The sequence below is a fragment of the Roseisolibacter sp. H3M3-2 genome, from assembly GCF_029211165.1.
Classification (GTDB): Bacteria; Gemmatimonadota; Gemmatimonadetes; order Gemmatimonadales; family Gemmatimonadaceae; genus Roseisolibacter.
On sequence record NZ_JARGEK010000026.1, the window covers coordinates 1 to 24,403 of the forward strand.

21 protein-coding genes and 2 pseudogenes are annotated in these 24,403 nt (G+C 76.3%); 5 read left to right on the forward strand and 18 right to left on the reverse strand.

The window, feature by feature from the left end:
- Positions 1-226, reverse strand: a pseudogene (locus PYV61_RS04265) (hypothetical protein); the annotation flags it as partial.
- 186 nt (positions 227-412) lie between these two features.
- On the opposite strand from PYV61_RS04265, the gene PYV61_RS04270 reads away from it, so the two are divergent.
- From PYV61_RS04270 to PYV61_RS04280, 3 genes are read left to right on the forward strand one after another with little or no spacing between them, the layout of a single operon-like run.
- Complete coding sequence (locus PYV61_RS04270) at positions 413-2,281, forward strand: ABC transporter ATP-binding protein (RefSeq protein ID WP_275828679.1); 1,869 nt, start codon at positions 413-415, stop codon at positions 2,279-2,281.
- Between the two features lie 10 nt (positions 2,282-2,291).
- On the forward strand, positions 2,292-3,185 hold the full coding sequence (locus tag PYV61_RS04275) for a HAMP domain-containing sensor histidine kinase (protein WP_275828681.1): 894 nt from the start codon (positions 2,292-2,294) through the stop codon (positions 3,183-3,185).
- Positions 3,182-3,568, forward strand: a complete 387-nt coding sequence (locus tag PYV61_RS04280; protein WP_275828684.1) for a response regulator — start codon at positions 3,182-3,184, stop codon at positions 3,566-3,568. Before PYV61_RS04275 ends, PYV61_RS04280 begins: the two co-directional genes overlap by 4 nt.
- On the opposite strand, the gene PYV61_RS04285 is transcribed toward PYV61_RS04280, so the two are convergent.
- Positions 3,565-4,290 (reverse strand): cytochrome c biogenesis protein CcdA, encoded by a 726-nt coding sequence (locus tag PYV61_RS04285; protein WP_275828686.1) that lies wholly within the window; start codon positions 4,288-4,290, stop codon positions 3,565-3,567. The genes PYV61_RS04280 and PYV61_RS04285 overlap by 4 nt on opposite strands.
- 62 nt (positions 4,291-4,352) lie before the next feature.
- Here PYV61_RS04285 and PYV61_RS04290 point away from each other — a divergent pair, with 62 nt between their 5' ends.
- The gene (locus tag PYV61_RS04290) at positions 4,353-6,728 is read left to right on the forward strand and encodes a TonB-dependent receptor (RefSeq protein ID WP_275828688.1); all 2,376 of its coding nucleotides are present in this window, start codon (positions 4,353-4,355) and stop codon (positions 6,726-6,728) included.
- Positions 6,729-6,838: 110 nt separating this feature from the next.
- Positions 6,839-7,951 (forward strand): hypothetical protein, encoded by a 1,113-nt coding sequence (locus tag PYV61_RS04295; RefSeq protein ID WP_275828690.1) that lies wholly within the window; start codon positions 6,839-6,841, stop codon positions 7,949-7,951.
- Between the two features lie 208 nt (positions 7,952-8,159).
- Here PYV61_RS04295 and PYV61_RS04300 read toward each other — a convergent pair whose 3' ends face one another.
- From PYV61_RS04300 to PYV61_RS04375, 16 genes and pseudogenes are all read right to left on the reverse strand, one after another.
- Positions 8,160-8,879: a hypothetical protein gene (locus PYV61_RS04300; RefSeq protein WP_275828692.1), complete on the reverse strand. Its 720-nt coding sequence runs from the start codon at positions 8,877-8,879 to the stop codon at positions 8,160-8,162.
- Positions 8,876-10,027: a hypothetical protein gene (locus tag PYV61_RS04305; protein ID WP_275828694.1), complete on the reverse strand. Its 1,152-nt coding sequence runs from the start codon at positions 10,025-10,027 to the stop codon at positions 8,876-8,878. Before PYV61_RS04305 ends, PYV61_RS04300 begins: the two co-directional genes overlap by 4 nt.
- Before the next feature lie 57 nt (positions 10,028-10,084).
- A complete protein-coding gene (gene priA / locus PYV61_RS04310) occupies positions 10,085-12,385 on the reverse strand; it encodes a primosomal protein N' (RefSeq protein WP_275828696.1) in 2,301 nt (766 codons plus the stop codon).
- Between the two features lie 36 nt (positions 12,386-12,421).
- Positions 12,422-13,675 carry a hypothetical protein gene (locus PYV61_RS04315; protein ID WP_275828698.1) on the reverse strand — a complete coding sequence of 418 codons (1,254 nt, stop codon included), beginning with the start codon at positions 13,673-13,675 and terminating at the stop codon, positions 12,422-12,424.
- Positions 13,672-14,718, reverse strand: coding sequence for a dipeptide epimerase (locus PYV61_RS04320; protein ID WP_275828700.1), 1,047 nt, complete (start codon positions 14,716-14,718; stop codon positions 13,672-13,674). The genes PYV61_RS04315 and PYV61_RS04320 overlap by 4 nt, the downstream gene beginning before the upstream one ends.
- Before the next feature lie 84 nt (positions 14,719-14,802).
- The gene (locus PYV61_RS04325; RefSeq protein ID WP_275828702.1) at positions 14,803-15,813 is read right to left on the reverse strand and encodes a serine/threonine-protein kinase; all 1,011 of its coding nucleotides are present in this window, start codon (positions 15,811-15,813) and stop codon (positions 14,803-14,805) included.
- A gap of 31 nt (positions 15,814-15,844) precedes the next feature.
- The gene (locus PYV61_RS04330) at positions 15,845-16,675 is read right to left on the reverse strand and encodes a GvpL/GvpF family gas vesicle protein (RefSeq protein WP_275828703.1); all 831 of its coding nucleotides are present in this window, start codon (positions 16,673-16,675) and stop codon (positions 15,845-15,847) included.
- Positions 16,675-17,706, reverse strand: a complete 1,032-nt coding sequence (locus PYV61_RS04335) for a magnesium transporter CorA family protein (RefSeq protein WP_275828705.1) — start codon at positions 17,704-17,706, stop codon at positions 16,675-16,677. The genes PYV61_RS04330 and PYV61_RS04335 overlap by 1 nt, the downstream gene beginning before the upstream one ends.
- The gene (locus PYV61_RS04340) at positions 17,703-18,512 is read right to left on the reverse strand and encodes a methyltransferase domain-containing protein (RefSeq protein ID WP_275828707.1); all 810 of its coding nucleotides are present in this window, start codon (positions 18,510-18,512) and stop codon (positions 17,703-17,705) included. The genes PYV61_RS04335 and PYV61_RS04340 overlap by 4 nt, the downstream gene beginning before the upstream one ends.
- Entirely contained in the window at positions 18,509-19,480 is a 972-nt protein-coding gene (locus PYV61_RS04345) for a histone deacetylase (RefSeq protein WP_275828709.1), read from the reverse strand. The genes PYV61_RS04340 and PYV61_RS04345 overlap by 4 nt, the downstream gene beginning before the upstream one ends.
- A gap of 29 nt (positions 19,481-19,509) precedes the next feature.
- Positions 19,510-19,839, reverse strand: coding sequence for a hypothetical protein (locus tag PYV61_RS04350; RefSeq protein WP_275828711.1), 330 nt, complete (start codon positions 19,837-19,839; stop codon positions 19,510-19,512).
- On the reverse strand, positions 19,836-20,171 hold the full coding sequence (locus PYV61_RS04355) for a hypothetical protein (RefSeq protein WP_275828713.1): 336 nt from the start codon (positions 20,169-20,171) through the stop codon (positions 19,836-19,838). Before PYV61_RS04355 ends, PYV61_RS04350 begins: the two co-directional genes overlap by 4 nt.
- A gap of 64 nt (positions 20,172-20,235) precedes the next feature.
- Positions 20,236-21,750, reverse strand: a complete 1,515-nt coding sequence (locus PYV61_RS04360) for a GAF domain-containing sensor histidine kinase (RefSeq protein WP_275828715.1) — start codon at positions 21,748-21,750, stop codon at positions 20,236-20,238.
- Positions 21,751-21,875: 125 nt separating this feature from the next.
- Positions 21,876-22,565, reverse strand: coding sequence for an SDR family oxidoreductase (locus PYV61_RS04365; RefSeq protein WP_275828717.1), 690 nt, complete (start codon positions 22,563-22,565; stop codon positions 21,876-21,878).
- 96 nt (positions 22,566-22,661) lie between these two features.
- Positions 22,662-24,038: a M20/M25/M40 family metallo-hydrolase gene (locus tag PYV61_RS04370; RefSeq protein ID WP_275828719.1), complete on the reverse strand. Its 1,377-nt coding sequence runs from the start codon at positions 24,036-24,038 to the stop codon at positions 22,662-22,664.
- A gap of 76 nt (positions 24,039-24,114) precedes the next feature.
- Positions 24,115-24,403, reverse strand: a pseudogene (locus PYV61_RS04375) (hypothetical protein); the annotation flags it as partial.

A 24,403-nucleotide genomic window follows, 5' to 3' on the forward strand; every position in this document is an offset into this window, starting at 1 on the left:
GCCAGGCGGCCGCCGCGGCGCCGGGCGCCGGCGCCGGGTCGGCGTCCGGGACGTCGGTCAGCGCGGGCTGCGCGGCGCTGTCCTGGTTGGCCAGCGCGAGGTCGCGCGCGAGGGCCGAGTCCTGCAGCGCGGCGTCGGTCTTCTCGCTGCCGCCGCAGGCGGCGGCCGACGCGACGGCGGCCAGCGCGAGCACGAGCGGGACACGGCGACGGGTATATTCCGACATGCGACGACTCCGGGGTGGAGAGGGGGACGGGAGGCGGGTGCGCGCCATGATCCTACCCGTCGGCGCGCGGCGAGTGCCGGCGTGAGCACGGCCGGGTCCGGCGGCGGCCGCGGCGGCAATCTACCCGCCCAGGGGGCAAGGGCGATGCCAGCCTCGGCCGCATTGCGCCGCGTTCTCCCGTTCCTTGTGCCCTACCGCACACGGCTGGGGGTGGGGCTGGCCCTGGTCGTCACGTCGGCGGCGCTGGGCAGCGTCGTCCCGTGGCTGCTGCGCAGCGCGATCGACGCCCTGCGCGAGGGCGCCCCGGCCGTGCGCCTGTGGCAGCTCGCCGGCGCCATGATCGCCCTCTCGCTGGTCGGCGGCGTGGGGCGCTTCTGGATGCGCGAGATCATGAACGGCATCAGCCGCGAGGTCGAGACCGACCTGCGCGACGCCGTGTTCGGCCACCTGCTGACGCTCGACGCGGCGGCGCTCGCGCCGTGGCGCACGGGCGAGCTGATGGCGCGCCTGACCAACGACCTGAGCGCCGTGCGCATGGCCGCGGGCCCGGCGATCATGTACCTCACCAACACCGTCGCCGGCGGCGCGTTCGCGCTCGCGTTCATGCTGCGCATCGACGCGCGCCTCACGGGGCTCGCGCTGCTGCCGATGGCGCTGCTCCCGGTGGTGATGATCCGCCTCGGCCGCCTCGTGCACGACCGCTTCGAGGCGGTGCAGTCGCACTTCGGCGCGATGACCACGCGCGTGCAGGAGAACCTGTCGGGGACGCGCGTCGTGCGCGCCTACCGCCAGGAGGCCGCCGAGGAGGCGCGCTTCGCGGAGGCGAACGCGGAGTACGTGGCGCGCAACATGGCGCTCGCGCGGCTCAACGGGATCATGAACCCGTCGTTCGGGCTGCTCGCGGGGCTCGGCGGCGTCGTGGTGCTCGGCCTCGGCGGCGCGCTCGTGCTGCGCGGCGCGATCACGGTCGGCGCGTTCGTCGCCTTCGGGCTCTATCTCGGCATGCTCACCTGGCCGATGATCGCGCTCGGCTGGGTGACGAACCTCTTCCAGCGCGGCGCCGCCTCGATGGCGCGCATCGTCGAGGTGCTCGACACGCGCGCGTCGGTGGTCGACGCGCCGGCGCCCGCCGCGCTCCCGCCGCTCCCCGAGGGGCGCACCGGGCGCCGCCTGGAGTTCCGCGACGTCGGCTTCCACTTCCCGCCCACGCCGGGGACGGAGCCGCGCTGGGCGCTGCGCCACGTGTCGTTCGTGCTGGAGCCGGGCGACACGCTCGGCGTCGTCGGCGCGGTCGGCAGCGGCAAGACGGCGCTGCTCGAGCTGGTGCCGCGGCTCTGGGACCCGCAGGAGGGGGAGATCCTGCTCGACGGCGCGCCGCTGCGGGCGCTGCCGATCGACGCGCTGCGCCGCGCGATCGGCTTCGTGCCGCAGGAGAGCCTGCTGTTCAGCGACACGGTGGGCGCCAACATCGCCTACGGCATGGACGGCGCGCGCGAGGAGCCGGCAGCCGTGACGCTGGCCGAGGAGGCGACGAGCGGGGTGTCCGACCCCGACCCCGTGGTGCGGTGGGCGGCCGACGTCGCGCAGCTCGCCGAGACGGTGGACGGCTTCCCGTCGGGCTACGGCACGATGCTCGGCGAGCGCGGGGTGAACCTCTCGGGCGGGCAGAAGCAGCGCGCCGCGATCGCGCGCGCGCTCGCGCGGCGCCCGGGCGTGGTGCTGCTCGACGACGCGCTGTCGGCGGTCGACACGCAGACCGAGGCGGCAATCCTCCAGGCGCTGCGCACCGCCCTGGCCGGGCGCACCACGATCATCGCGTCGCACCGCATCAGCGCCGTGCGCGACGCGACCGCGATCCTGGTGCTCGACGGCGGCCGGGTGGTCGAGCGCGGGCGCCACGACGAGCTGGTCGCCCTCGGCGGACGCTACGCGGCGATCGTGCGGCGCCAGCGGCTGGAGGCCGACGTCGAGGCGGCCGAGGCCGCCGAGGATACCGCCGAGCTCGCCCACGGAGGCGGACGGGGCGCGGTGGCAGCCCCGGGGGACAACCAGTAGTTTGCCTCCCATGACGCCGCTGTCCTCCGCCTCGGGCCCGCACACGTTCGACCCGTCGCGCACGCCGGCGGGGGGGGCCGCCGAGCCCGGGATGCCGGACATGCTCGAGGCGCGGCTCGCGCTCCTCGAGGCCCAGACCGGCGAGGCCGCCCGTCTCATCGCCGAGCTGCAGGCGCGGGACCGCCTGAAGACGCAGTTCCTGGCGAACATCTCGCACGACCTGCGCACCCCGCTCACGGCGATCATCACCCACGCCGAGATCCTGCGCGACGGGATCCTGGGCGACCTGTCGGAGCGGCAGCGCACCAGCGTGCAGGGGATCATCAAGGGCGGCCACCAGCTGCTGCAGATGGTCGGCGAGATCCTCACGTACGCGCGCGGCGCCGCCGACCAGCTGATGCTGGCGCCGACCGAGTTCTCGCTGGCCACGGTGGTCGAGCAGCTGATGACGCTCAACCAGCCGCTGGCGGCCAAGAAGGGGCTCGTCCTGTCCGCGGAGATCCCCGAGGCGCTGCCGACGCTGCACGCCGACCGCGAGAAGCTGACGCACGTCCTCGGGAACCTCGTCGGCAACGCGATCCACTTCACGCCGGCGGGCGGGCGCGTCTGGATCCTCGCCCGCGAGCGCGAGGGGGCGCGGGCCGCGCGCGAGCTGCTGGTCGAGGTGGGCGACACCGGGATCGGCATCGCCCCCGAGCACCACGAGCTCGTCTTCCGCGAGTTCGCCCAGGTCGACGCCTCCACCTCGCGGCAGCACCACGGGACGGGGCTCGGCCTCGCCATCGCCCGCAAGCTCGTCGAGCTGCACGGCGGCCGCATCTGGGTGGAGAGCGCGCTGGCCGAGGGGAGCCGCTTCTACTTCACGATCCCGTTCGACGGCGGCGCCGGCGACGGCGAGGCGTGACCGCGCCGATGGCCGAGCCGCTGGTGCTGCTGGTGGACGACAGCCCGCTGGTCACCGAGGCGCTCGGGATCCTGCTGGTCGAGACGGGGCACCGCGTGGTCACCGCGGGGAGCGTGCGCGAGGCGATCGACGCCGCGCGCGCCGAGCGGCCCGACGTGCTGCTGCTCGACCTGACCCTGCCGGACGGCGACGGACTGGAGGTGCTGCGCGCGCTGACCGCCGACGGCGCGGCGCCGCGGGCCACGGTCGCCCTCACCGGGCACGACGACGCGCTGACCGAGGCGCGCTGCCTCGCCGCCGGGTGCCGCGCCGTGATGTCCAAGCCCGTGCCCGCGGCCGCGCTGCTGCGCGGGCTGCGCGAGTGGACCGCCGGCGCCGCCTAGATCCGGTTGACGATCGCGTCGGGGGTCAGCGCCTGCAGGCGCGTGGCGAGCCGCGTGAACTGGTTGGTCACCATCAGCACGCCCACGAGCACCAGCAGCGCCCCCGACGCGCGCGACAGCACCAGCAGCTTGCCGCGCACGCGCGTGAAGAAGTCGAAGAACCGCCGCAGCGCGAGCGCCGAGACGACGAACGGCACCGCGAGCCCGAGCGAGTAGGCGGCCAGCAGCGCCGTACCGTGCGACAGGTCGGCGTTGCTCATGTTGTACGTCAGGATCGCGCCGAGGATCGGGCCGATGCAGGGCGTCCACCCCGCGCCGAAGGCGATCCCGACCAGCACCGTGCCGAGGTACCCCGCGGGCTTGTCGGCGAGGTGCATCCGCCGCTCGCGGGCCAGCAGCCCGACGTTGAACACGCCGAGCAGGTACAGGCCGAAGATCACGATCAGCACGCCGCCGACCTTGGTGATCGCGCCGCGGTAGGCGATCAGCACCCGCCCGAGCGCGGTCGCGCCGGCGCCGAGGGCGATGAAGATCAGCGAGAACCCGAGCACGAAGAGCAGCGCGTGGACGAGCGCGGAGCGGCGCGCCTGCTGCGCGTCGTCCAGGCTCAGCCCCGTGATGAACGTGACGTAGCTCGGGATGAGCGGCAGCACGCAGGGCGAGAGGAAGCTCAGGAGCCCGGCGGTGAAGGCGACCGCGAAGCCGACGGAGGAGGTGTCCATGGGAGGGGTGGGGTCCCGAAGTATCGCCGGTGCGCGGCGACCCCGGGAAGTATCTTCTCCCCGTGGCGTTCCGCGCATCCGTCGTTTTACCCCTCCTCGCCGCCGTCGCGTCCCCGCTGGCCGCCCAGGGCGCGCTCCGCGGGGTGGTCCTCTCGGGGGGCGCGCCCCTGCCCCGCGCCGTGGTCACGGTCGCCCGCCCCGGCCCCGACACCACGCGGGTGCTGGCGCGCACCCTGTCGGCCGACGACGGCTCCTTCGCCGCCGGCGGGCTGCCCACGGGCCGCGTCGTGGTGCGGGCGCGCGCCCTCGGCCACCGCCCGCTGGCGCGCGAGGTGGAGCTGCTGCCGCGCGACACCGCGGTGCTCCGGCTCGTGCTCGACCCGGCGCCGCAGGCGCTGGCCGCCGTCGAGTCGCGCGAGCGGGCGGGCGAGCGGGCGCGCTTCGACGCCGTCCCCGAGGTCGGGCGGGTGACGCTGACCGGGCAGGCGGTGCGCGCGCTCCCGGCGGTCGGGGAGCCGGACGTGCTGCGCGCCGCCCAGCTGATGGCCGGCGTCGTGGCGCGCAACGACTACAGCGCCGGCTACAACGTGCGCGGCGGCGAGAGCGACCAGAACCTCGTCCTGCTCGACGGGATCCCGGTCTACAACCCGTTCCACCTCGGGGGGCTGTTCGGCACCTTCGTCGACCAGGCGGTGGCCGGCGTCGACCTGTCGGTGGGCGGCTTCGCGGCGGAGTACGGCGGCCGCCTCTCCAGCGTCCTCGACGTCCGCCCCAGGGCGGAGGAGCGGCGCGGCGTGCACGGCGCCGCGCAGGTGTCGCTGCTCTCCACCAGCGGCGCGGCGGGCGGCGCGCTCGGCGCCACCGCCGACGGACGGGCGCGCACGTCGTGGAACGTCGCCGGGCGCCGCACCTACCTCGACGCGCTGGTGGGCGCGCTGTCGGACCGCTCGCTCCCCTACCACTTCCAGGACGCGCAGCTGCACGTGCTCCACCGGCTCGCCGGCGGCGGCACGCTGGCGCTCACCGCGTACGCCGGCGCGGACGTCCTCGACGGGAGCTTCGCGCAGTTCGGCGACTCGGCGCGCGCGGGCGGCGGCGACTTCGCGTTCACGTGGGGGAACGCGCTGGCGGGGCTGACGTGGCGGCAGCCGGTCGGCGCGGCGGGACGGCTCGTCGGCGCCGACAGCGCGCTGCTCGTGCAGCGCGCCTCGGTGACGCGCTTCGCGACCACGCTCGACCTGGGCGAGGGGACGGTGCGCTTCGACAACCGCGTGCTGGAGGCGCGCGCCGCGGGGCAGCTGGCGGCGTACGGCGCGTTCGGCGGCGCGCACTCGGCGCTCCTCGGGTGGGAGGCGTCGGCGATGCGCGTGGCGTACGACGCCGGCAGCGACGCGTCGGCGGCCGCGCTCTTCCGGCTGCGGCAGTCGCCGACGGTGCTCGCCGCCTACGTCGACGACACGTGGCGCCCGCACCCACGGCTGCTGGCGCGCGTCGGCGCGCGGGTGGAGGCGGTGCCGCAGGCGAACTGGGGGGCGCTGTCGCCGCGCGCGTCGGTGCGCTGGTTCGCCACCCCGGACCTCGCGATCACGCTCGCCGGCGGGCAGTACACGCAGCCCGTGCACGCCGTGCGCAACGAGGACGTGCCGGTGCGCATCTTCGACTTCTGGGTCGGCGCCGACCGCTGGATCCGCCCGAGCCGCGCCACCCATCTCGTGCTGGGCGCCGAGCGGTGGGCGGGCGTGCGCAGCTTCGTGCGCGTCGAGGGGTGGGGGGAGCGCTTCGCCGACATCCCCGAGCCCAACGACGGCGACGACCCGGCGGTGCGCGGCGACGAGTTCAACGCGCTCGCCGGGCACGCCTACGGCGTGGACGTGCTGCTGCGCCGGCTGGAGGGGGGCACGGTCGGCGGGTGGGTCGCGTACGGCTACGCGGTGAGCGTGCGCTCTCCGGCGGCGGGCGCGCCCACCGCGTCGGGGGCGACCTTCCTCCGCACCGGGGCGTTCTGGCCGGCGCAGGACCGCCGGCACAACCTGAACGTGGTGGGCACGTGGCGGCTGCCGCGCGCGTGGACGGCGAGCGCGCGCTTCGGCTTCGGGAGCGGCACGCCGTTCACCGACATCGAGGGGCAGCTGGTGCGGCGCGTGTACGACGGGATGCGCAACACGTGGGACACCGGCACGCGCGGCCGCGAGCCCGAGGCGCTGGGCGGCCCGCGGAACGCCGGGCGCTATCCCGTGTTCCACCGGCTCGACCTCGGCGTCTCGCGCGCCTTCCGGCGCGGCGCGACGACGTGGACGCCGTCGCTCTCGCTGGTGAACGCGTACAACCGCCGCAACACCTTCGTGTACACCTTCGACTACGCCGCGCAGCCGCCCACGCGGCAGGCCGTGTCGCAGTTCCCGCTCCTGCCGAGCGTGGGGCTGGCGGTGGAGTTCTGACGGCGCGCGCGCGCGTCCGGCGGGCCGCCGCGGCGCTGGTCGCGCTCGGCGGCTGTACCTTCGGCGAGCAGGCGATCGCGCCCGGCGTCGAGCGCACCGTCGTGCACGCGGTGGCGAATCCCGCCGTGTTCGAGCAGTTCGTGCTGGTGGAGCGCACGCTGTCGGGGCGCGTGACGGTGACCGACCCCGACGTCGCCTCGGACCCCTTCGACCCGATCCGCTCGGGGGGCGGCGTGCCGGTGACGGGCGCGCGCGTCGAGGTCACCGACGCGACCGGCGCCACCGCCGTCGCCGTCGAGTCGCAGACCGGCACGCCGCTGCGCGGCACGGGCGTCTACCGCTTCGGCAACGTCGCGGCGGGGCCGAACTTCCCGGGCGGGCGCGCCGGGGTGCGCGTCGCGCCGGGGGCGCGCCTCACGCTCCGCGTCGTCACGCAGGAGGGGACGGTCGTGCAGGGCGCGACGACGGTGCCGGGCGGCGCCGGGACGCCGTTCGCGCCCCCCGCGCGCACGCGCAACTTCCTGCGCGACCGCGACACGCTGCGGCTGCAGTGGGACCCGGTCCCGGGCGCGCGCAGCTACCTGGTGCGCGTCGAGTCGCCGTATGGCGCCTTCTTCCTCTTCACCGACTCGGCGAGCGCCACGCTGACGGGCGAGCTGCGCAACGTGTTCGCCGACCGGCTGCCGCGCGTCTTCCAGGCCGGCTTCACGCAGTGGGTGAACGTCGCCGCGGTGGACACGAACTTCTTCGACTACTACCGCTCGACGAACAGCCCGTTCACGGGCTCGGGGCTGATCAACCGGCTGGACGGCGGGATCGGCGTGTTCGGCGCGTACGTGCCGGTGCAGTCGATCGCGCTGTCGGTGCGCGCCACCGACCGCGACCCGTTCGACGGACGCTACGTGTCGGCGGGGCCGCAGGGGCCCGAGGCGCTGCGCCTGTGGGTCGACGCGCGCGCGAACGGGCTGGCCGAGGTCACCGGGGCGTACCGGCTGCCCACGGCGGAGCAGTACGGCGTGCTCGGGACGCTCGAGGGGACGCGGCTGCGGCTGCGCGCGGTGGACGCCGGCGACTCGCGCGTCGCCGACCGCGTGATGGAGGGCGAGGTGCGCGGCGACACGATCCTGGTGCAGCTGCGCGGCGCGCTGCTGGCCGGGGACGACGGGCGCCGCCGCTTCGTGCGCGACACCACGCCGATCCCGGGCGAGCAGCCGCCTCGCTAGACCGCTTCGCCTCCGGGGATGGGCGGCGCTCGGCGCGGTCCCCGCGGCGCCGGCGGAGCGCGACCCGAGCGCCGGGCGCCGAGCGCCGAGGATGACGCCGCGCTCGGCGCCCGGCGCTCGGCGCTCGGGTCGCCGGCAACCAGGGTCGGGGTGTGCGCGCGAGCGGTCGCGGTCCTACACCATCCGGTAGCCGCGCCAGGTCGCGCGGCTACGCCGAGCCCGGAAGCGGGAGCCCGAGCGCCCGAGCGATCGCGTGGGCGTCGAAGCGCTCGGGGTCGGCGGCGTCGCCCGAGCGCTGCTGCACGCCGCGCACGACCGCCTCCACCGTCACCAGCGGCGCGTCGGCCTCCTCGCGCACCTCGACGTCCCACTTCCCGCGGTCGGGGCCCTTGAGCAGCAGGCGGTAGCGCGCCGTGAACACCGTGTGGCGGCGCGGCGGCGCGTGCGGCGCGGTGGACGCGGGCTCGCGGTCCGACGAGACCTCGTGGACCTCCTGCGGCAGCGTCTGCGGGACCGCCTCGGCGGCCGGCTCGGCGGCCGGCTCGTCGTCCGTCGCCTCGTCGGGCGCGTCGCCGGCGGCGGCCTCGGTCGGGTCGGCGTCGGGGACGTCGTCGGCCGGCGAGGGGCGAAGGCCGTCCTCCACCGCCGCGTCGGCGACCGCGTCGGGCGTCGCTTCGGCCTGTGGCACTTCGGCCGGCGCGTCGACGGTCACGTCGGGTGGCAGCTCGGCCGGCGCCGGCGTCGCCGCCAGCACCGCCACCCCGCTCTCGATCCCGCCCTGCCGGATCGGGGCGAACAGGTGCAGCTCGACCAGCCGCGCCAGCGGCACGCGCGTCAGCACCTCGCGCAGGAAGCGCTCCCGGGTCTCCTCGGCCAGGCGCGCGACGCCGAACGTCGGGCGGGCGTGCCCCGCGTCGGCGGCGCTCACGCGGCCGCCCCGCGCGACTCGATCTCGCGCTCGACGTACAGCCGCAGGATGTGCAGGAAGTCCTGCGCGTTGGTCACGACGCCGAACGCCTGGTGCGTCCCGCGGTCCTTGAGCTTGCTCACGACGAATTCCGAGGAGTCCACGCAGATGGTCGGCAGCTCGCGCAGCGACGGCCACTCGTCCGGCCCGGCGCCGCGCGGGTGCGCCGTCGGGCGCCCCGTCGCCCGGTCCTCCATCACGAAGGCGGGGAGCATGTTGCCGGTGGCGATCGCGTGCAGCGCCGTCGCCACCAGCACGGCCATGGTGGCCCGCGTGGTGTGCGCGCGCATCGCGTCCTGCGCCGCCAGGGCGTCGGTCACCACGTCGGGCAGCGGCCCGTCGTCGCGGATCGAGCCGCACAGCACGAACGGGATCCCCATCTCGACCAGCGCGTGCATGATGCCGTCGCGGATCGTCCCGTCCCGCACCGCGTCGGCGATCGAGCCGGCGGCGCGCACGCGGTTGATGGCGCGCACGTGCAGCCCGTGCCCGCCCGCGCTCGCCTGCCCGGTGCCGGTCATGCCGAGCGTCGTGCCGAAGATCGACGCCTCGATGTCGTGCACCGCGACCGCGTTCCCGGCGAGGAAGGCGCCCACGAAGCCGTTGCGCACGAACCAGGTCATGTCGGCGCGCGCCCGCGAGTGCACCAGCGCCGGCCCCGCCACCCACACGGGGTAGCCGCCGCGCGCGCGCTCGTCCACCAGCAGGCGCGCCATGACGCCGTAGTCGATCGGCTTCTCGCGGGAGACCTCGCTGGTCATGAACTGGAACTCGCCGTGCGCCGCCTCGTCGCCCAGGAAGGCGCGCGCGTGCACGAACACCCCATCGGCGCCGTCCTCCGCGCTCCCGACGACCACCCGCTCCCCGGCGCGCACGCGGCGCCCCTCGCGGGCCCACAGCTCCCCACCGGCGTCGAGCACCAGCACCGCGTCCATCCGCGGCTCGCGCGGCAGCCGCCACGCGCCGTCGACGCGGACGTAGGTCGGCAGGTTGGTGGTCGGGAAGAACCCCTCGGGAAGCACCCCGTCGGCGGGGGCCGGGACGAACCGGGCGTCGGGCGCCCCGCGCAGGGGCGGCGCGTCGAAGGGCGGGTGGCGGAAGGTGGGCACGGGTCGAATCTCGCCGGGCCGGTGGGGGCGGTACAAGCATCCCCACGGCCCCGCCCGTCAGAGCAGCGCCACCGGGTCCCGGTCGAGCGCCACCCGCAGCCCGTGCTGCTTGGGGACCTCGAAGCGCTGCACGAAGTAGCGGGCGACTCGCGTCAGCTCCCCCGGCTGCTCGGCCTTGAGCAGGAAGTGCCACCGCCAGCGCTGCTTCACCCGCTCCACCGGGCACGGGGCCGGGCCGATGAGCGTCACCCCCGCCGCGCCCCGGCGCGCCATGAGCGCGCGCACCCAGCCCGCCGCCCGGTCGGCCAGCGCCTGCGTCGCGTCCTCGCGCAGCCCGCTCACCACCACGTTCGCCAGCCGCACCAGCGGCGGGTACGCCGGCGACTCGCGCCCCGTCGCCTCCTCGCGCACGAAGCCGTGGTAGTCGTGCGCCAGCGCGCACCGCACCGCGTGGTGCGTGGGGAGCCGCGTCTGGATGAGCACCTGCCCGCCCTTGGGCCCGCGCCCTGCGCGCCCGGCGACCTGGCTGAGGAGCTGGAAGCACCGCTCCGACGCCCGGAAGTCGGGGAGGTTGATCCCCGTGTCGGCGTCGATGACCCCGACGAGCGTCACGTTCGGGAAGTCGAGCCCCTTGGCGATCATCTGCGTGCCGAGCAACACGTCCACCTCGCCGCGCCCCACGCGGTCGAGGATCTCGGCGTGCGCCCACTTCGCCCCCGTCGTGTCCACGTCCATGCGGGCGATGCGCGCCGCCGGGTAGCGCTCGGCGAGGATCCGCTCCACCTGCTGCGTGCCGAGCCCGCGCTGGCGCAGCGTCTCGCCGCGGCAGCGCGCGCACCGGTCGCGCGGCGCCTCCTGGTGCTGGCAGTAGTGGCAGACCAGCCGCTCGGGGGCGCGGTGGTACGTGAGCGAGATCGAGCAGTTGGGGCACGTGGTCACGTCGCCGCACTCGCCGCACTGCACGAACGCCGAGTAGCCGCGGCGGTTGAGCAGCAGGATGCTCTGCTCCTCCTTCTCCAGCGTCTCGGCGAGCGCCTTCTGCAGCGGCGCCGAGAGCACCTGGTCGACCGGCGATCGCGGCGCGTCGCCGGGGCGCGGGCGCCCCTGCCCGACGCGCAGGTCCACCACGTCCACCCGCGGCAGCCGCGCCCCGCCGACGCGCGCGGGGAGGGTGAGCAGCCGGTACTTCCCGACGGTCGCGTTGGCCCAGCTCTCCAGGCTCGGCGTCGCGCTGCCGAGCACCACCACCGCCCCGGCGGCGCGCGCGCGCACGATCGCCACCTCGCGCGCGTGGTAGCGCGGCGACTCCCCCTGCTTGTAGCTCGACTCGTGCTCCTCGTCGACGACGATCGCGCCCAGGTCCTCGAGCGGCGCGAACACCGCCGACCGCGCGCCGACCGCGATGCGCTTCTCGCCGCGCCGGAGCGCCAGCCAGGCGTCGTACCGCTCGCCGTCGGAGAGCGCCGAGTGCAGCACCGCGATCCTGTCGCCGAACGCCGCGCGGAAGCGGTCGACCGTCTGCGGCGTCAGCGCGATCTCGGGGACGAGCACGATCGCCGACCGCCCGCGCTCCTCGACCACGCGCCGCAGCAGCTCGATGTAGACGAGCGTCTTGCCGCTCCCGGTGACGCCGTGGAGCAGGAAGGTCTCCCCCGCCCCGCCGCCCGCCATCGCCTCCACCGCCGCCTGCTGCTCGGCCGTCGGGCGGTGCCGCGCCGCCGCCGCGGCCGCGCGCCCGGCGAACGGGTCGCGCGCCACCACCTCGTCGTCGACCGTCGCGAAGCCGCGCGCGACGAGCCCCTTGAGCACCGACGGCGAGAAGCGGAGCTGCTCGAGCAGCTGCCCGACGGGGGCGCGGCCGCCGTTGGCCTCCAGCAGCTCGTAGAGCGCGCGCTGCTGCGGCGCCCGCGCGAAGATGCGCTCGCGGTGGAGCAGCGACTCGACGTGCCGCGCCAGCGTGGCCACCCGGTGCGTGCGCTGCGTCGGCGTGGGCGCGTCGGCGCCGGTGAGCGCGTTCGGGAGCGCGCAGCGCAGCGCGACGCCGAGCGGCACGACGTAGTAGTCGGCGATCCAGCGGCAGATCGCCAGCAGCGACGGCGTGACGGCCGGCTCGGCGTCCGGGACGTCGAGGATCGCCTTCGGCACGACCGGCCTGCCCCCCTTCCCGACCAGCGTGGCCGGGTCGCCCGGGCCGAGGCAGACGCCGATCTCCGTCCGCCCGTGGAACGGCACCACGACGCGCGTCCCCGGCACCAGCGCGTGGCGCGGCGCCTCGGGCGCGGCGTACGTGAAGGTGCGGAAGAGCGGGAGCGGGAGCGCGACTTCGGCGAGCGGCGGGGCGGACGGCGGGCGGGACACACCCGAAGGGTAACCCGCCCCGCCCCCCGGCGCCCCTCACCGCCCGTCGGCGTACCGCAGCGCGCGGTCGCGCACCGCCGCGTCCAGGCGGTCGCGCGTCATCCCGAGCGCGCGGGCCGACGCGTCGAGCACGACCTCGTTCTGCCGGACGTAGTTGTCCGAGGCGGGCCGCGGGCGCGCCAGGTCGTCCAGCAGCGCGCGCACCGCGGGCATCCCGCCGCGCTCGTGCACCATCGCGAACAGGATCGCCCCCGTGGCGCGCCAGCCGCCGTCGAAGTCGTAGGCGCCACGCGCGATGCCGGTCGGCGTGACCGCCGGCCGCGCGCGGAGGAACGCGCCCCACTCGCGCATCAGCGCGCGGAAGTCGCGCCCCATCGAGCCGCCGACCCAGGTCGCGATCCCCTCGACGGCCATCCCCGGCGTCGTCTCGCGCACCGCCGGCGCCAGCACCACGTGCGCCAGCTCGTGCGCGTAGAACTCGCCGAGCGCGGGGTTCGCCGAGTAGAGGAAGCGGTTGGGCGCGTAGGCCCGCCCCGGGGTCGGCAGCGCCCACTCGAGGCCCAGCGCGCGCTGCGCCTCGTCGGGCGAGGACGCGACCAGGTACGTGATCGAGTCGGGGGGCGCGACCGCGAACGCCCGCGCGAGCGAGTCCACGAGCGCCGCCGCGCGCGCCGCCCGCGCCCGGTCGAACGCGTGGCCCGGCGCGAGCACGTATCGCAGCCGCCCCACCGACTCGCGCCGCCACCCGCGGAGCGCCGCCGGCATCGGGCTGGCCAGCACCCACCGCCCGCCCTCGCGCACCACGCGCGTGCGCACGATCGCGAGCGGCCGCACGTCGCGCGTCGCCGAGTCGACCCGCGCGAAGAGGGTGCGGACGGTCCACGCCGACGAGTCGGCGTCCGGCACCACGTCGAGGACCGAGATCGACGTCCCGGCGGACCAGTCCGCGTCCTGGAACACGTACCCGCGCGTGAGGTCGTACTCCGCGCCCGCGGGCATCGCGCGCTGCTCGGCGGCGCTCCAGTGCGGGCTCGCGTGCAGCGAGTCGGGGCGGTCGGCCAGGTACGCGCGCCAGGGCGCGAGCACCGCGGGGACCGGGTTCGCGGCGTTGCCGCCGGTGTAGTCGCCGACCCTCGCCGCGGTGTCGACGGCCCACCCGGGCACGAGCCGCACCGCGGCCGCGAGCGCGCGGACCGCCGGCGCGCGGTCCGCCGGCACCTGCGCGCACCCCGCCGCGGCGCCCGCCGCGTGCAGCGCGAGGAGCGACGCGACGGCGCGCGCGCGGGTCACCGCCGGGTCACCCCGAGCCCGGGCCCGTCCGACAGTCGGATCACGCCGTCGGCGATCGTCGCGCCCGCGTACGGGTCGTCCGACAGCAGCGCCGCGCCGTCGAGGTCCGCGCAGTCGAGCAGCGGCGCGAGATGCGCGGCCGCCGAGATGCCGAGGCTCGTCTCGATCATGCAGCCGGCCATCACCAGCATCCCGTGCGACCGCGCGGTCGCGATCAGCCGCATCGCCTCGCGCAGCCCGCCGCACTTGGCCAGCTTGAGGTTCACCCCGTCCACGACGCCGGCGAGCCGCGGGACGTCGCTGGCCACGACGCACGACTCGTCGGCCACGATCGGGAGCGGCGAGCGGTCGCGCACGAAGCGCAGCCCGTCGAGGTCGTGCGGCGGCAGCGGCTGCTCGATGAACTCGACGCCGAGCGCCGCCAGTAGCTCGCCGATCTGCAGCGCGCCCTTGGCCGTCCACGCCGCGTTGGCGTCGACGCGCAGCACCTTGTCGGGCGCCGCCTCGCGCACGATCCGGATGATCCGTTCGTCGCGCGCCAGCCCCTTGGGGCTCCCGAGCTTGACCTTGAGTACCGGGTACTGCGCCGCCTCGGCCACGCGCGACCGCAGCACGTCGTCGTCCTCGGCGATCGCGATGGTGAAGCTGGAGAGCGGCGCGCGCGCCGGGTCGAGCCCCCAGAGCCGGTACAGCGGCACGCCGAGCCGCTTGGCGGCCAGGTCGTGCAGCGCCGCGCTGACGCCCGTCTTGGCGGCGCCGTTGAAGCGCAGCGCCGCGTGCATGCGCGCCTCCGCGTCCTCGAGCGCCCACGGGTCGAGGTCTCCCAGCACGTCCTGGAAGCGCGCCACCGCGGCCACCACGCTCTCCGGCGTCTCCCCGTAGAACCGGCTCGGCGCCGCCTCCCCCCACCCCTCGGCCCCGTCGGCGTCGCGCACGCGCACGGTCACGGTGCGCCACTCGCTCGCCCCGCCGCGCGCGATCACGAACGGGTGGGTGGTGTGGACGGGGACGATCTCGGTGCGGAGCGTGAGGCGGGGCGTCATCGTGTGGCTCGGGAAGGTTGCGCCGGGCGCTGCGGACTGCGGGATGCGGATCTGAACCGCAGCCCGCAGCCCGCAGCCCGGGTGTCAGCGGGCGCGCACCGGCGTCGTCGGCCCGCGCCGCGCGCGCCAGGCGGTCCGCAGCTCCGGCGCCCCCCGGTCGACCAGGAAGCCGAGCAGCGCGTCGGAGAGGTCGTTGGCGCGCTGGAAGCGCTCCTCGGGGCTCTTGGCGAGGCAGCGCATGACGATCGCCGCCAGCGCCGGCGGGACGCCCGGCGACGCGACCTCGATCGGGAGCGGCGCCTCGTGCACGTGCTTGTAGCCGACCGCGTACGAGTCGGCCCCGTCGAACGGCGGATCGCCCGACAGCATCTCGTACAGCAGCACGCCGATCGCGTACACGTCGCTGCGCCCGTCGAGGAGCCGCCCCATCGCCTGCTCGGGGCTCATGTAGTGCGGCGTCCCCATCGCGCGGCCGGTGGCCGTCATGCGGGCGTGGAAGCGCGCGCTGGCGATCCCGAAGTCGGTCACCACCGCGTGCCCGTCGTCGTCGAACAGCACGTTGTCGGGCTTCACGTCGCGGTGCACGATGCCGTGGCGGTGCGCGTAGTCGAGCCCCTGCGCCGCCTGCGCCGCCACCGCCGCCGCGCGGTCGGGGGCCACCGTGCGGCGCCCCGCCATCGCGTCGGCCAGCGAGCCGCCGGCAAGGAACGGCATCACCAGGTACTCGACCCCCGGCCCCCACCCGTAGTCGGTGATCGGCACCACGTGCGGGTGGCGCAGCCGCGCCGCCGCCTCGGCCTCGCGGCGGAAGCGCGTGCGCATCTCGGGCTCGCGGGCGAGGTGCGGGTGCAGGACCTTCACCGCCAGCGGCGTGTCGAGCACCGCGTGGCGCGCCAGGAACACGCTCGCCATCCCGCCGCTCCCCAGCCGCCGCTCCACGCGCAGCCGGTTGCCGGTGGCGCGGCGCAGCGCCGTCAGCGCCTCGTCGGGCGGCTCCTCCGCCGGGCGCGCGCCCAGCTCGGGGAGCACGCCGTCGCAGCGCGTGCAGCGCGGCAGGCTCGCGCGCGTCCAGGTGCCGCAGTCGGGACAGAACATCGCTCGGGGGTGGGCGCGGGTCGTTCGCCGGTCAGCCGCGGAACTGCATGCGCACGAAGTCGTACGGCGGCCACGGGCCGGTCAGCTGCAGCGCCAGCCCGGCGTGCCGCTGCCCCTCGCGCGCCAGCGCCTGCTCGAACTGCGCCCAGCGCGTCCGCTCCACCAGGAACGACGCGTACGCCGCGTGCGGCTCGCCCAGCTCCTCGGCGCGCAGCACCAGCATCGACACCGCCTCGCGCCGCAGCTCGCGGAACGGCTCGGCCGCCTCGGTGAGCACCGCGTCGCCCAGCGCGCGCTCGTCGCCCGCCGCCCCGTCCTGGTCGAGGTGCAGCGGCGTCGCGCGGGCCGACGCCGCGTCGTCCGCCCGCGACGCCGTCACCCGCGCCACCACGCGGTCGTCGAGGAAGCTCAGCGCCTCGGCGAGCGTGAAGTAGTGCAGCTCCAGCCACCCGGCCAGCGCCTCGTGCGAGCGGAACACGGTGCCCGGCGGCGCCGGCACCACCGTGCGCCGCGCGAACACGCCGTCCACCACCGCGCGGTGCCGCTCCAGCGCCACCGCCCCCACCGGCTCGGCGACGTACGGCGCCGGCTCCACCACCGCCGCCACGTCGCGGTAGGCCACCAGCTCCGTGTCCGGCGCGGCGGGGGGCGGCGGCTCGTGCGGGTCGATCTCGGTGGCGACGATGCCGTACAGCCGCAGCCCGACGCGCGGCGCGCGCCCCGCGACCGGGCGGCCCGCCGACGGCGTCGGGCGCAGCGACTCCGCGGCCACCGGGTACTCGGCGGTCGGGCGCGCGACCGGGTACTCGACCGTCGTCGACGACGGGAGCTCCGTCGGCTCGGGGCGCGCGGCGCCGCCCATCAGATGATCCGGCGCCACCGCAGCGCCGCCAGGATCACCGCCGCGATCAGCAGCTGCGCGCCCAGCAGCAGCCAGAAGCCGTGCGGGTGGTGCGCCAGCGGCACGCGGTCGAAGTTCATCCCCCACATCCCGCTCACGATCACGAACGGCAGCGTCACGGTCGCCACCACCGCCAGCGCCTTCGACGACTGCCCGAGCCGGTTCGACACCTGCGACAGGTAGCTGTCCAGGGTGCTCGACAGGAGCTCGCGGTAGGCGTCGATCGAGTCGTTGATGCGCAGGACGTGGTCGTACACGTCGCGAAAGTACAGCTGCGCCGAGGCGGGCAACAGCTCGTTCGGGCGGTTGGTGAGCTGGTTCAGCACCTCGCGCTGCGGCGCCAGGTGCCGCCGCAGCTGCAGCACCAGCCGCTTCACCGAGAAGATGTCGCGCAGCGCCGCCTGGTCGAACTGCACGAACACGCGCTCCTCCAGCCCGTCGAGGAACTCGTCGATGCGGTCGAGGATCGGGAAGAACTCGTCGACCGCCTCGTCGAGCACCGCGTGCATCAGCCGCGCGGGGCCGCGCGCCAGCGCGTCCGGCGACGCCTCCGCCCGCGCCTTCACCGCGTCCACCGCCGTCGCCCCCTCGCCGTGCACCGTCACGACCCAGCACGGCCCCAGGTACGCGTAGAGGTTCAGCGTCTCGATGTCGTACGGGTCCGACGTGTCCTCGCAGAAGCGCACGCCGCGCGCGACGACGAACAGGTAGCCGGGGTGCTCCTCGTACTTGACGCGGCTCTGCGGGTTGAGCGTGTCCTCGATCGTCAGCGGGTGGAAGCCGAACACCTTCTCCAGCAGCGCGTGCTGCGACCGCTGCGAGCTGTCGACGTCCACCCACAGCGTCCCCTCCCCGGCCCGGACGACGCGCGCCAGCTCCGAGACCGCGAGGTCGCGGCGCACCGTGCCGTCGGGCGCGCGCCACATCGAGAAGGGGACGCGCGAGCCGGCCGCCTTCGGCGCCGGCAACTCGGGGGTGGCGGCCGCCGTCACGTCCCCCTCGCGTGCGGCCACTTCACGCCGCGGATCACCTGGAAGCCCACCGCCCGCTCGCGCGACAGCTCGCGCAGCAGCGACTCCTCGCGCCCGAGCGCGTCGAGCGCCTGCCGCCACCCGCGCCGCCGGAACGCGCGCCCGACGATCTGCACCTTCTGCGACAGCGTCAGCTGCGGCGCCTCCCCCTCCGACGCGCCCTCCGCCGCCTCGTCGGTCCAGTCCTGCACCTGCAGGTCGACCACCCCCGCGTCGCGCAGCATCTGCTTCCACTCGACCAGCAGCTGCGGGCGCATCCCCAGCCGCTCGACCAGCAGCCCGCGCGCGGCGGTCGAGATGTCCGAGCTCCAGGTGAGCTGCAGCAGCACCACCGCGCCCATCGGCTTCACCACGCGCGCCAGCTCGGCCACCGCGCGCTCGGGGTCCGCGGCGGCCGCCAGCATCGGCTCGCCCACCACCGCGTCGAACACCGCCGTCTCGTGCGGCAGGTCGTCGAGCGGCGCCTGCTGGAACGAGAGCGGCAGCGGCGTCCCCGCGTCCAGCAGCTCGCGCGCCCGCTCGTCCGCCTCCTCGATCCGGTCGGGGTCGGGGTCGACGCCGGTGACGGCGGCGCCGGTGCGCTCGGCCAGCCACTCGCACGTCGTCCCGTCGCCGCACCCGCACACCAGCACCTCCTGCCCCGCCTCGACCTGCAGCAGCGAGCCGACCTCGCGGTACAGCTCCTCGCCGGCCGCGCGCCAGCGGCCGAGCACCAGCTCCTGCACCAGGCGGAGCACCGCCGGCGAGACGTGCGGCAGCGCGCTCACCGCGCCGCCCCCGCGGGCACCAGCGCGTGCAGGTGCGTCACGCACGCCTCCCCCACCCGGTCGGGCGCGTAGCCGCCCTCGAGCGCGCTCACGAGGCGCCCGCCGCACCACGCCTCCGCGCGCGCCACGAACGACCGCGTGAGGCGGTCGACGTCCTCCATCTCGAGCGTGAACCCGCCCAGCGGGTCGCCGGCCAGGCAGTCGAAGCCGGCGGAGACGATGAGCAGCTCCGGGACCCAGCCGTCGGTCGCGTCGTCGACGGCGCGCTCCAGCGCCTCGACGTAGCGCGCGCGCGCCAGCGCCGGCGGCATCGGCACGTTCCACACGCTGCGGTGCGGCCCGCGGTCGTCGGCGGCGCCGGTGCCCGGGTACCACGGCCACTGGTGCATCGACACGAAGCGGACGCCCGGGTCGTGCTGCACGATCGCCTGCGTGCCGTTGCCGTGGTGCACGTCCCAGTCGACCACCAGGACGCGCTCCAGCCCGTAGCGCGCGCGCGCGTGCAGCGCCGCCAGCGCGACGTTCCCGAACAGGCAGAACCCCATCCCCGAGTCGCGCAGCGCGTGGTGCCCCGGCGGGCGCACGGCGGCGAAGGCGCGCCGCGCGGTCCCCGCCATCACCAGGTCGAGCGCGTCGAGCGCCGCGCCCGCGCCCGCGGTGCCGGCGTCCCACGACCCCTCGCTCACCACCGTGTCGGCGTCGAGCCGCCCGCCCCCGCGCTCGGCGATGGCGCGCACCGACGCGACGTACCCCGGGTCGTGGCCGAGCGCGAGCGCCTCGGGCGTCGCGTGGCGCGCCTCGACGTGCTGCAGCGCCTCGAACAGCGCCGGGTCGCGCCCCACCGCGCGCAGCACGGCGCGCAGCCGCCCCACGTGCTCGGGGTGCTCCCACCCGGTGTCGTGCCGCCCGCAGTCGGCGTGCGACACGAGGGCGAGCGCGGGGGCGGGCGGCTGGGCGGGGGACGACATGGGGACCGGGGCGCCGGCGGGCGCGCGCGTCAGCGGATGGGGCGGCGGCGCCGGTACGACAGCAGGAAGATCGAGCCGTCGCGCGCGCCCGCGTCGGCCAGCGACGCGTTCTCGTCGAGCACCTCGATCCCCCCCAGCTTCAGCACGTGGTCGTCGTGGTACGCCGCGTCGGGGAGGAGCGCGGCCAGCGCCGCGACCTTCACCGCCAGCACCGGCTCGGTGGGCGGCGCGCTCACGCGCACCGCGTCCCACACCTCGGCCACCTGCACCCGCACCGTCCAGCGCGGCGACGCGTCGTCGGCGCCCAGCCGGATCTCCTCGCCGCGGCTGCGCAGCGTGGTCACGAACGGGGGCGTCACGACGCCGCCTCCGTCCCCGTCGCCTCGACGGCCCCGTCGGCGCGGTCCTCCGCCGGGTAGGGCGGCAGCGTGGCGAAGAAGCGCGCCACCTGCTGGTCGAAGATGTACGTCGACCCGGTCACCCGCGTCCCGCGCTCGGCGGCCAGCACCCCGATCAGCACCTCCTCGCCCCCCTGCCCGCGCAGGTTCACGAAGGTCGGCCCCTCCTTCTCGACGAAGGCGGCGTAGATCCCCTGCCGCCGCGCGAAGAAGCGCTTGGCCGCCGCCAGCACCTCCTCCGGCGGGAGGGTGGTGAACGTCTCCTGCAGGGTGCGTCCGAGCTGGTAGTTCATCGGGGGGCCGCGGGGCGGCGGATCGGGACGGGCGGGGACGGTCCCGGACGCGGGGGGCGGCGCCTCAGACCCGCCGCGGCACCACCGGGACGCCCAGGTGCGGCGTCTCGAGCGCGCTGCGCGGATCCACCGGCGGCTCGAAGTCGAGGGGGAGCTCCACGGTGAAGGTCGATCCCTCCCCCACCGCCGACGTCAGGTCGACGTCGCCCCCCAGCAGCCGCGCGATCCGCCGCGCCAGCGCCAGGCCGAGGCCCGAGCCCCCGTACTTCCGCACCGCCGAGCCGTCCACCTGCCGGAACTCGTCGAACACCATCTGCTGCGCGTCGCTCGGGATGCCGATCCCGGTGTCCTGCACCCGGTACGCCACCCGCCCGTCGCGCACCTCCACCGCGGCGACCACCTCGCCCGCCGGGGTGAACTTGTATGCGTTCGCCAGCAAGCTAACGAGGAGCTTCGCGATTTTCTTGCGGTCGCTGCGCAGGGGCGGGAGCATCGTCGTCGGCTCCTCGACCCGCAGCGTCACCGTCGGCGGCCGCCCCGGCGTCTGCGCGATCGCGTCCTGCAGCGGCGCCCGCGGGTCGCACTCCTCGACGTGCACCTCCAGCCCGCCGCGCTTGAGCGTCGTCAGCTCCAGCAGGTTGTCGATGAGGTCGAGCAGCCGCCCCCCCGCGCCCCGCACGCGCACCAGGTCCTCGCGCTGCGCCGCCGTCAGCGGCCCCGAGAGCTCGTCGAGCATCAGCCCGACGTACCCCTGCACCGCCGCCAGCGGGGTGCGCAGCTCGTGGCTCATGTTGGCCAGGAACTCGTCCTTCACCCGCCGCGCCTCGAGCACCGCCACGTACTGCCGCTCCAGCTCGGCGTTGCTCTCCACCAGCGCCGCGTTGGCCCGCCGCAGCTCGTCGATCAGGTGCGCCTTCTCGGCGGCCGCCGCCAGCTGGTCGGCCACCACGCGCAGCAGCCAGCGCTGGTCGTCGGCCAGCGTGCTCTCGCCGGCGAAGTAGAAGGCGATCGCCCCGAACACGTGCGGCGCCGTCCCCCGCGCCCCGTTGGCCGCCAGCGGCAGCGCCACCAGCGCCCGGAACCCCAGCTCGCGCGCGACCTCCTGCCAGTCGGCCAGCGCCGGGTCCGCGAACACGTCGGGGACCTCGACCATGCGGCGCTCGGCGGCGGCCTCCCCGCTCGGCCCCATCCCGATCCGGATCCGCGCCTGCCCCATCCAGGCCACGAAGCGCTCGGGCCAGTTGTGGGCGGCGGCGAGGCGCATCGTCTCGTCGTGCCCCTCGCGCACGTACACCGACGCGAAGGACGCCCCGAGGAGCGGGGTCACCCGCTCCAGCGCGAACTGGTAGAGCTCCTCCAGCCGGTCGGCCGTGTGCAGGGCGCGGGCGATCTCGCGCACCGCGGCCAGCTCGCGCAGCGCCAGCTGCGCCGTCGCGGCGGCCTCGTCGGCAACCTTGGCCATCGTGCGCTCGGTCGGCGACGCGCGCTCGAAGTACGGCGTGACCTCGACCTCGCGCGGCGCCGGCGGCGTCAGCGAGGCCTGGAACAGGTCGGGCTCGGCACGGTGGGGAGCGGGCACGCGGAGCGGGACGGGAGCTGCGGCACAGGCCGGCACCAGGGGCCGGGCGGAATCTGGAGCGCGGATCGCCCGAACACTAGACGAGCCCGAGGCTTACGGGTTACCGGGCCGCCTCCCGCGCCCCGTCACCGCGGCCGCTTCGGCGACAGCGCCCGCACCTCGACCCGGTGCACCAGCACCCCGCGCGGCGCCGCGACGACGTGCGCGACCGACTCCGCCACGTCCTCCGGCCGCAGCTGCCAGTCCACCCCGCCCCGGTCCTTCGGCGGCGAGAAGTCGGTCGCCACCGAGCCCGGGCTCACGACGGACACCCGCACCCCCGCGTCGCGCACCTCCAGCATCAGCGACTCGGCGAACCCCAGCACCGCGTGCTTGGTCGCCGCGTAGCACGTCCCGCCCACGAACGCGCTCCGCCCCGCGATCGACCCGACGATCACGACGTCGCCGAGCTCGCGCGCCACCATCCCCGGCAGCACCGCGCGCGTGACGTGGAACAGCGCGGTGAAGTTGACGTCCACCATGCGCCGCCACTCCTCCGGCGACAGCTCGAGGAACGGCTTCAGCACGCCGACGCCGGCGTTGTTCACCAGCACGTCCGCCTCGAGTCCGCCGAGCGCGCGCGCGACCGCGTCGCCGTCGGTAACGTCGAGCGCGACCGGCCGGCACGCGCCCCCCGTGCTGGCGATCTCCTCGGCGAGCAGGCGCAACGCCTCGCCATCGCGCGCGACCGCGACGATCTCGTGCGTGTCGGCGAGGCGACGCGCGATGGCGCGGCCGATCCCGCGGGAAGCGCCGGTGACGATGGCGGTAGGCATACAGGTCTCCTCGTGGCGGGCGCCGCGGGCGCCGCGGGCTGCGGGCTGCGGATCTCGAACCCGCAGCCCGCAGCCCGCGGCGCCCGCCCCCGTGTGTCAGGCGACGGCGACGCGCCGCACCGCCTCGTAGATCAGCCGCGTCCCGAACAGTAGCGCCTCGACGGGTACCCGCTCGTCGTGCCCGTGCATCCGGTCCTCGTCGTCCTGCGTCAGCGGGAACGGCAGCACGCCGAACGTCGGCACCCCCCACGCGCGCAGCTGCGCGCTGTCGGTCGCCCCCGTGCTCAGGTACGGCACCGTCACCAGCCGCGGGTCGAGCGCGCGCGCCGCCTCGGCGATCGCGCGGAACATCGGCGACGCGTGGTCGGACGACGGCGCGTCGCGTCCGCGCTCGGCGACCGCGATCTCGACGCGCGGGTCGTCCACCACGCGCCGCAGCCGCGCCACCAGCGCGTCGATCGACTGCCCGGGCAGCGTGCGCACGTCGAGCGTCGCCGTCGCCTCGGTCGGGATGACGTTGGTGCGGATCCCCCCGCGCGTCATCACCGCCGACACCCCCGCGCGCAGCAGCGCGTCGAACGTCGGCACGCGCCGCAGCGCCGCCGCCCCGCGCCGCACGCGCGCCGGGTCCGACGCGGCCACGTCGGCCATGGCACGCGCCTCCGCGCGCTCCGGCCACACGCGCGCCAGCTCGGCGAAGAAGCGGCGCGTCGTCGGCGTCACGGCCGTCGGCGCGCGCCACCCGCCGATCGCCGCCAGCGCGCGCCCCAGGCGGAACACCGGGTTCCCCGGCAGCGGCACCGAGGCGTGCCCGCCGTCGCCGCGCGCGGTCACCGTGACGACGTGCGGCACCTTCTCCGCGGTCTGCACCGCGACGTACAGCGGCCGCCCGCGCACCACCCGCGTCCGCCCGCCCTCGTTGAGCGCGAACTCGGCGCGCACGAGCTCCGGGTGGTGCGCCAGCAGCCACGCCATCCCCAGCTCCCCGCCCGCCTCCTCGTCGGCGTTGGCGACCAGCACCACGTCGCGCCGCAGCGTCCCCCCCGCCGCCACGTGCCGGCGCAGCAGCAGCATCGTGACGAGGTTCGCCGCCAGCATCCCCTTGTCGTCGATCGCGCCGCGGCCGTAGACGTACCCGTCCCGCACCACGCCCCCGAACGGCTCGACCGACCACTGCGCCGCCTCGACGCCGACGACGTCGGTGTGCGCCAGCAGGAGCACGGGCGCGCGCTCGCCGGTCCCGCGCAGCCGCGCCACCACCGCCCCGCGCCCCGGTGCCGGCTCGAGCACCCGCGACTCGATCCCGGCCGCCGTCAGCACCCCGTCGAGGTAGCGCGCCGCCGCCAGCTCGTTCCCCGGCGGGTTGACGGTCACGATGCGGATCAGCCGCTGGAGGTGCTCCACCACCTCGGACTGGACGGCGGCCCAGTCGGGGGCCCCGTCGGGCGGCGCGGGCGGCGGGATGTCGGTCACGGTGGCGCCGACACGGAAAACGGCGTGCCGCCGTCGCGACACGCCGTGTTCGTGACCCGGGTGGGCCGCCCGGCGCCTAGAGGCGCAGCAGCGACGCCGCCCGCGTCGGGCTCACCAGGTCGTGGACGAGGGCGGCCCGGCCGGGGTCGCCGGCCATCGCGTTCGCCAGCCCGCGCGCCAGCAGCAGCGCCTCCCCCCCGCTCCGGAAGTCGGGCGCGTCGCCCGCGGCCCCCGCGTCGCCGGCACGGCCGTCGCTCCCCGCGGAGCCGCCGGCGTCGCCGCCCTGTCCCGGCAGCCCGCGCAGCGCCTCGGGCGACAGCGGCACCCGGTCGCCCGTCTCCGAGGCGCCGCGGGCGGCGTCGCGC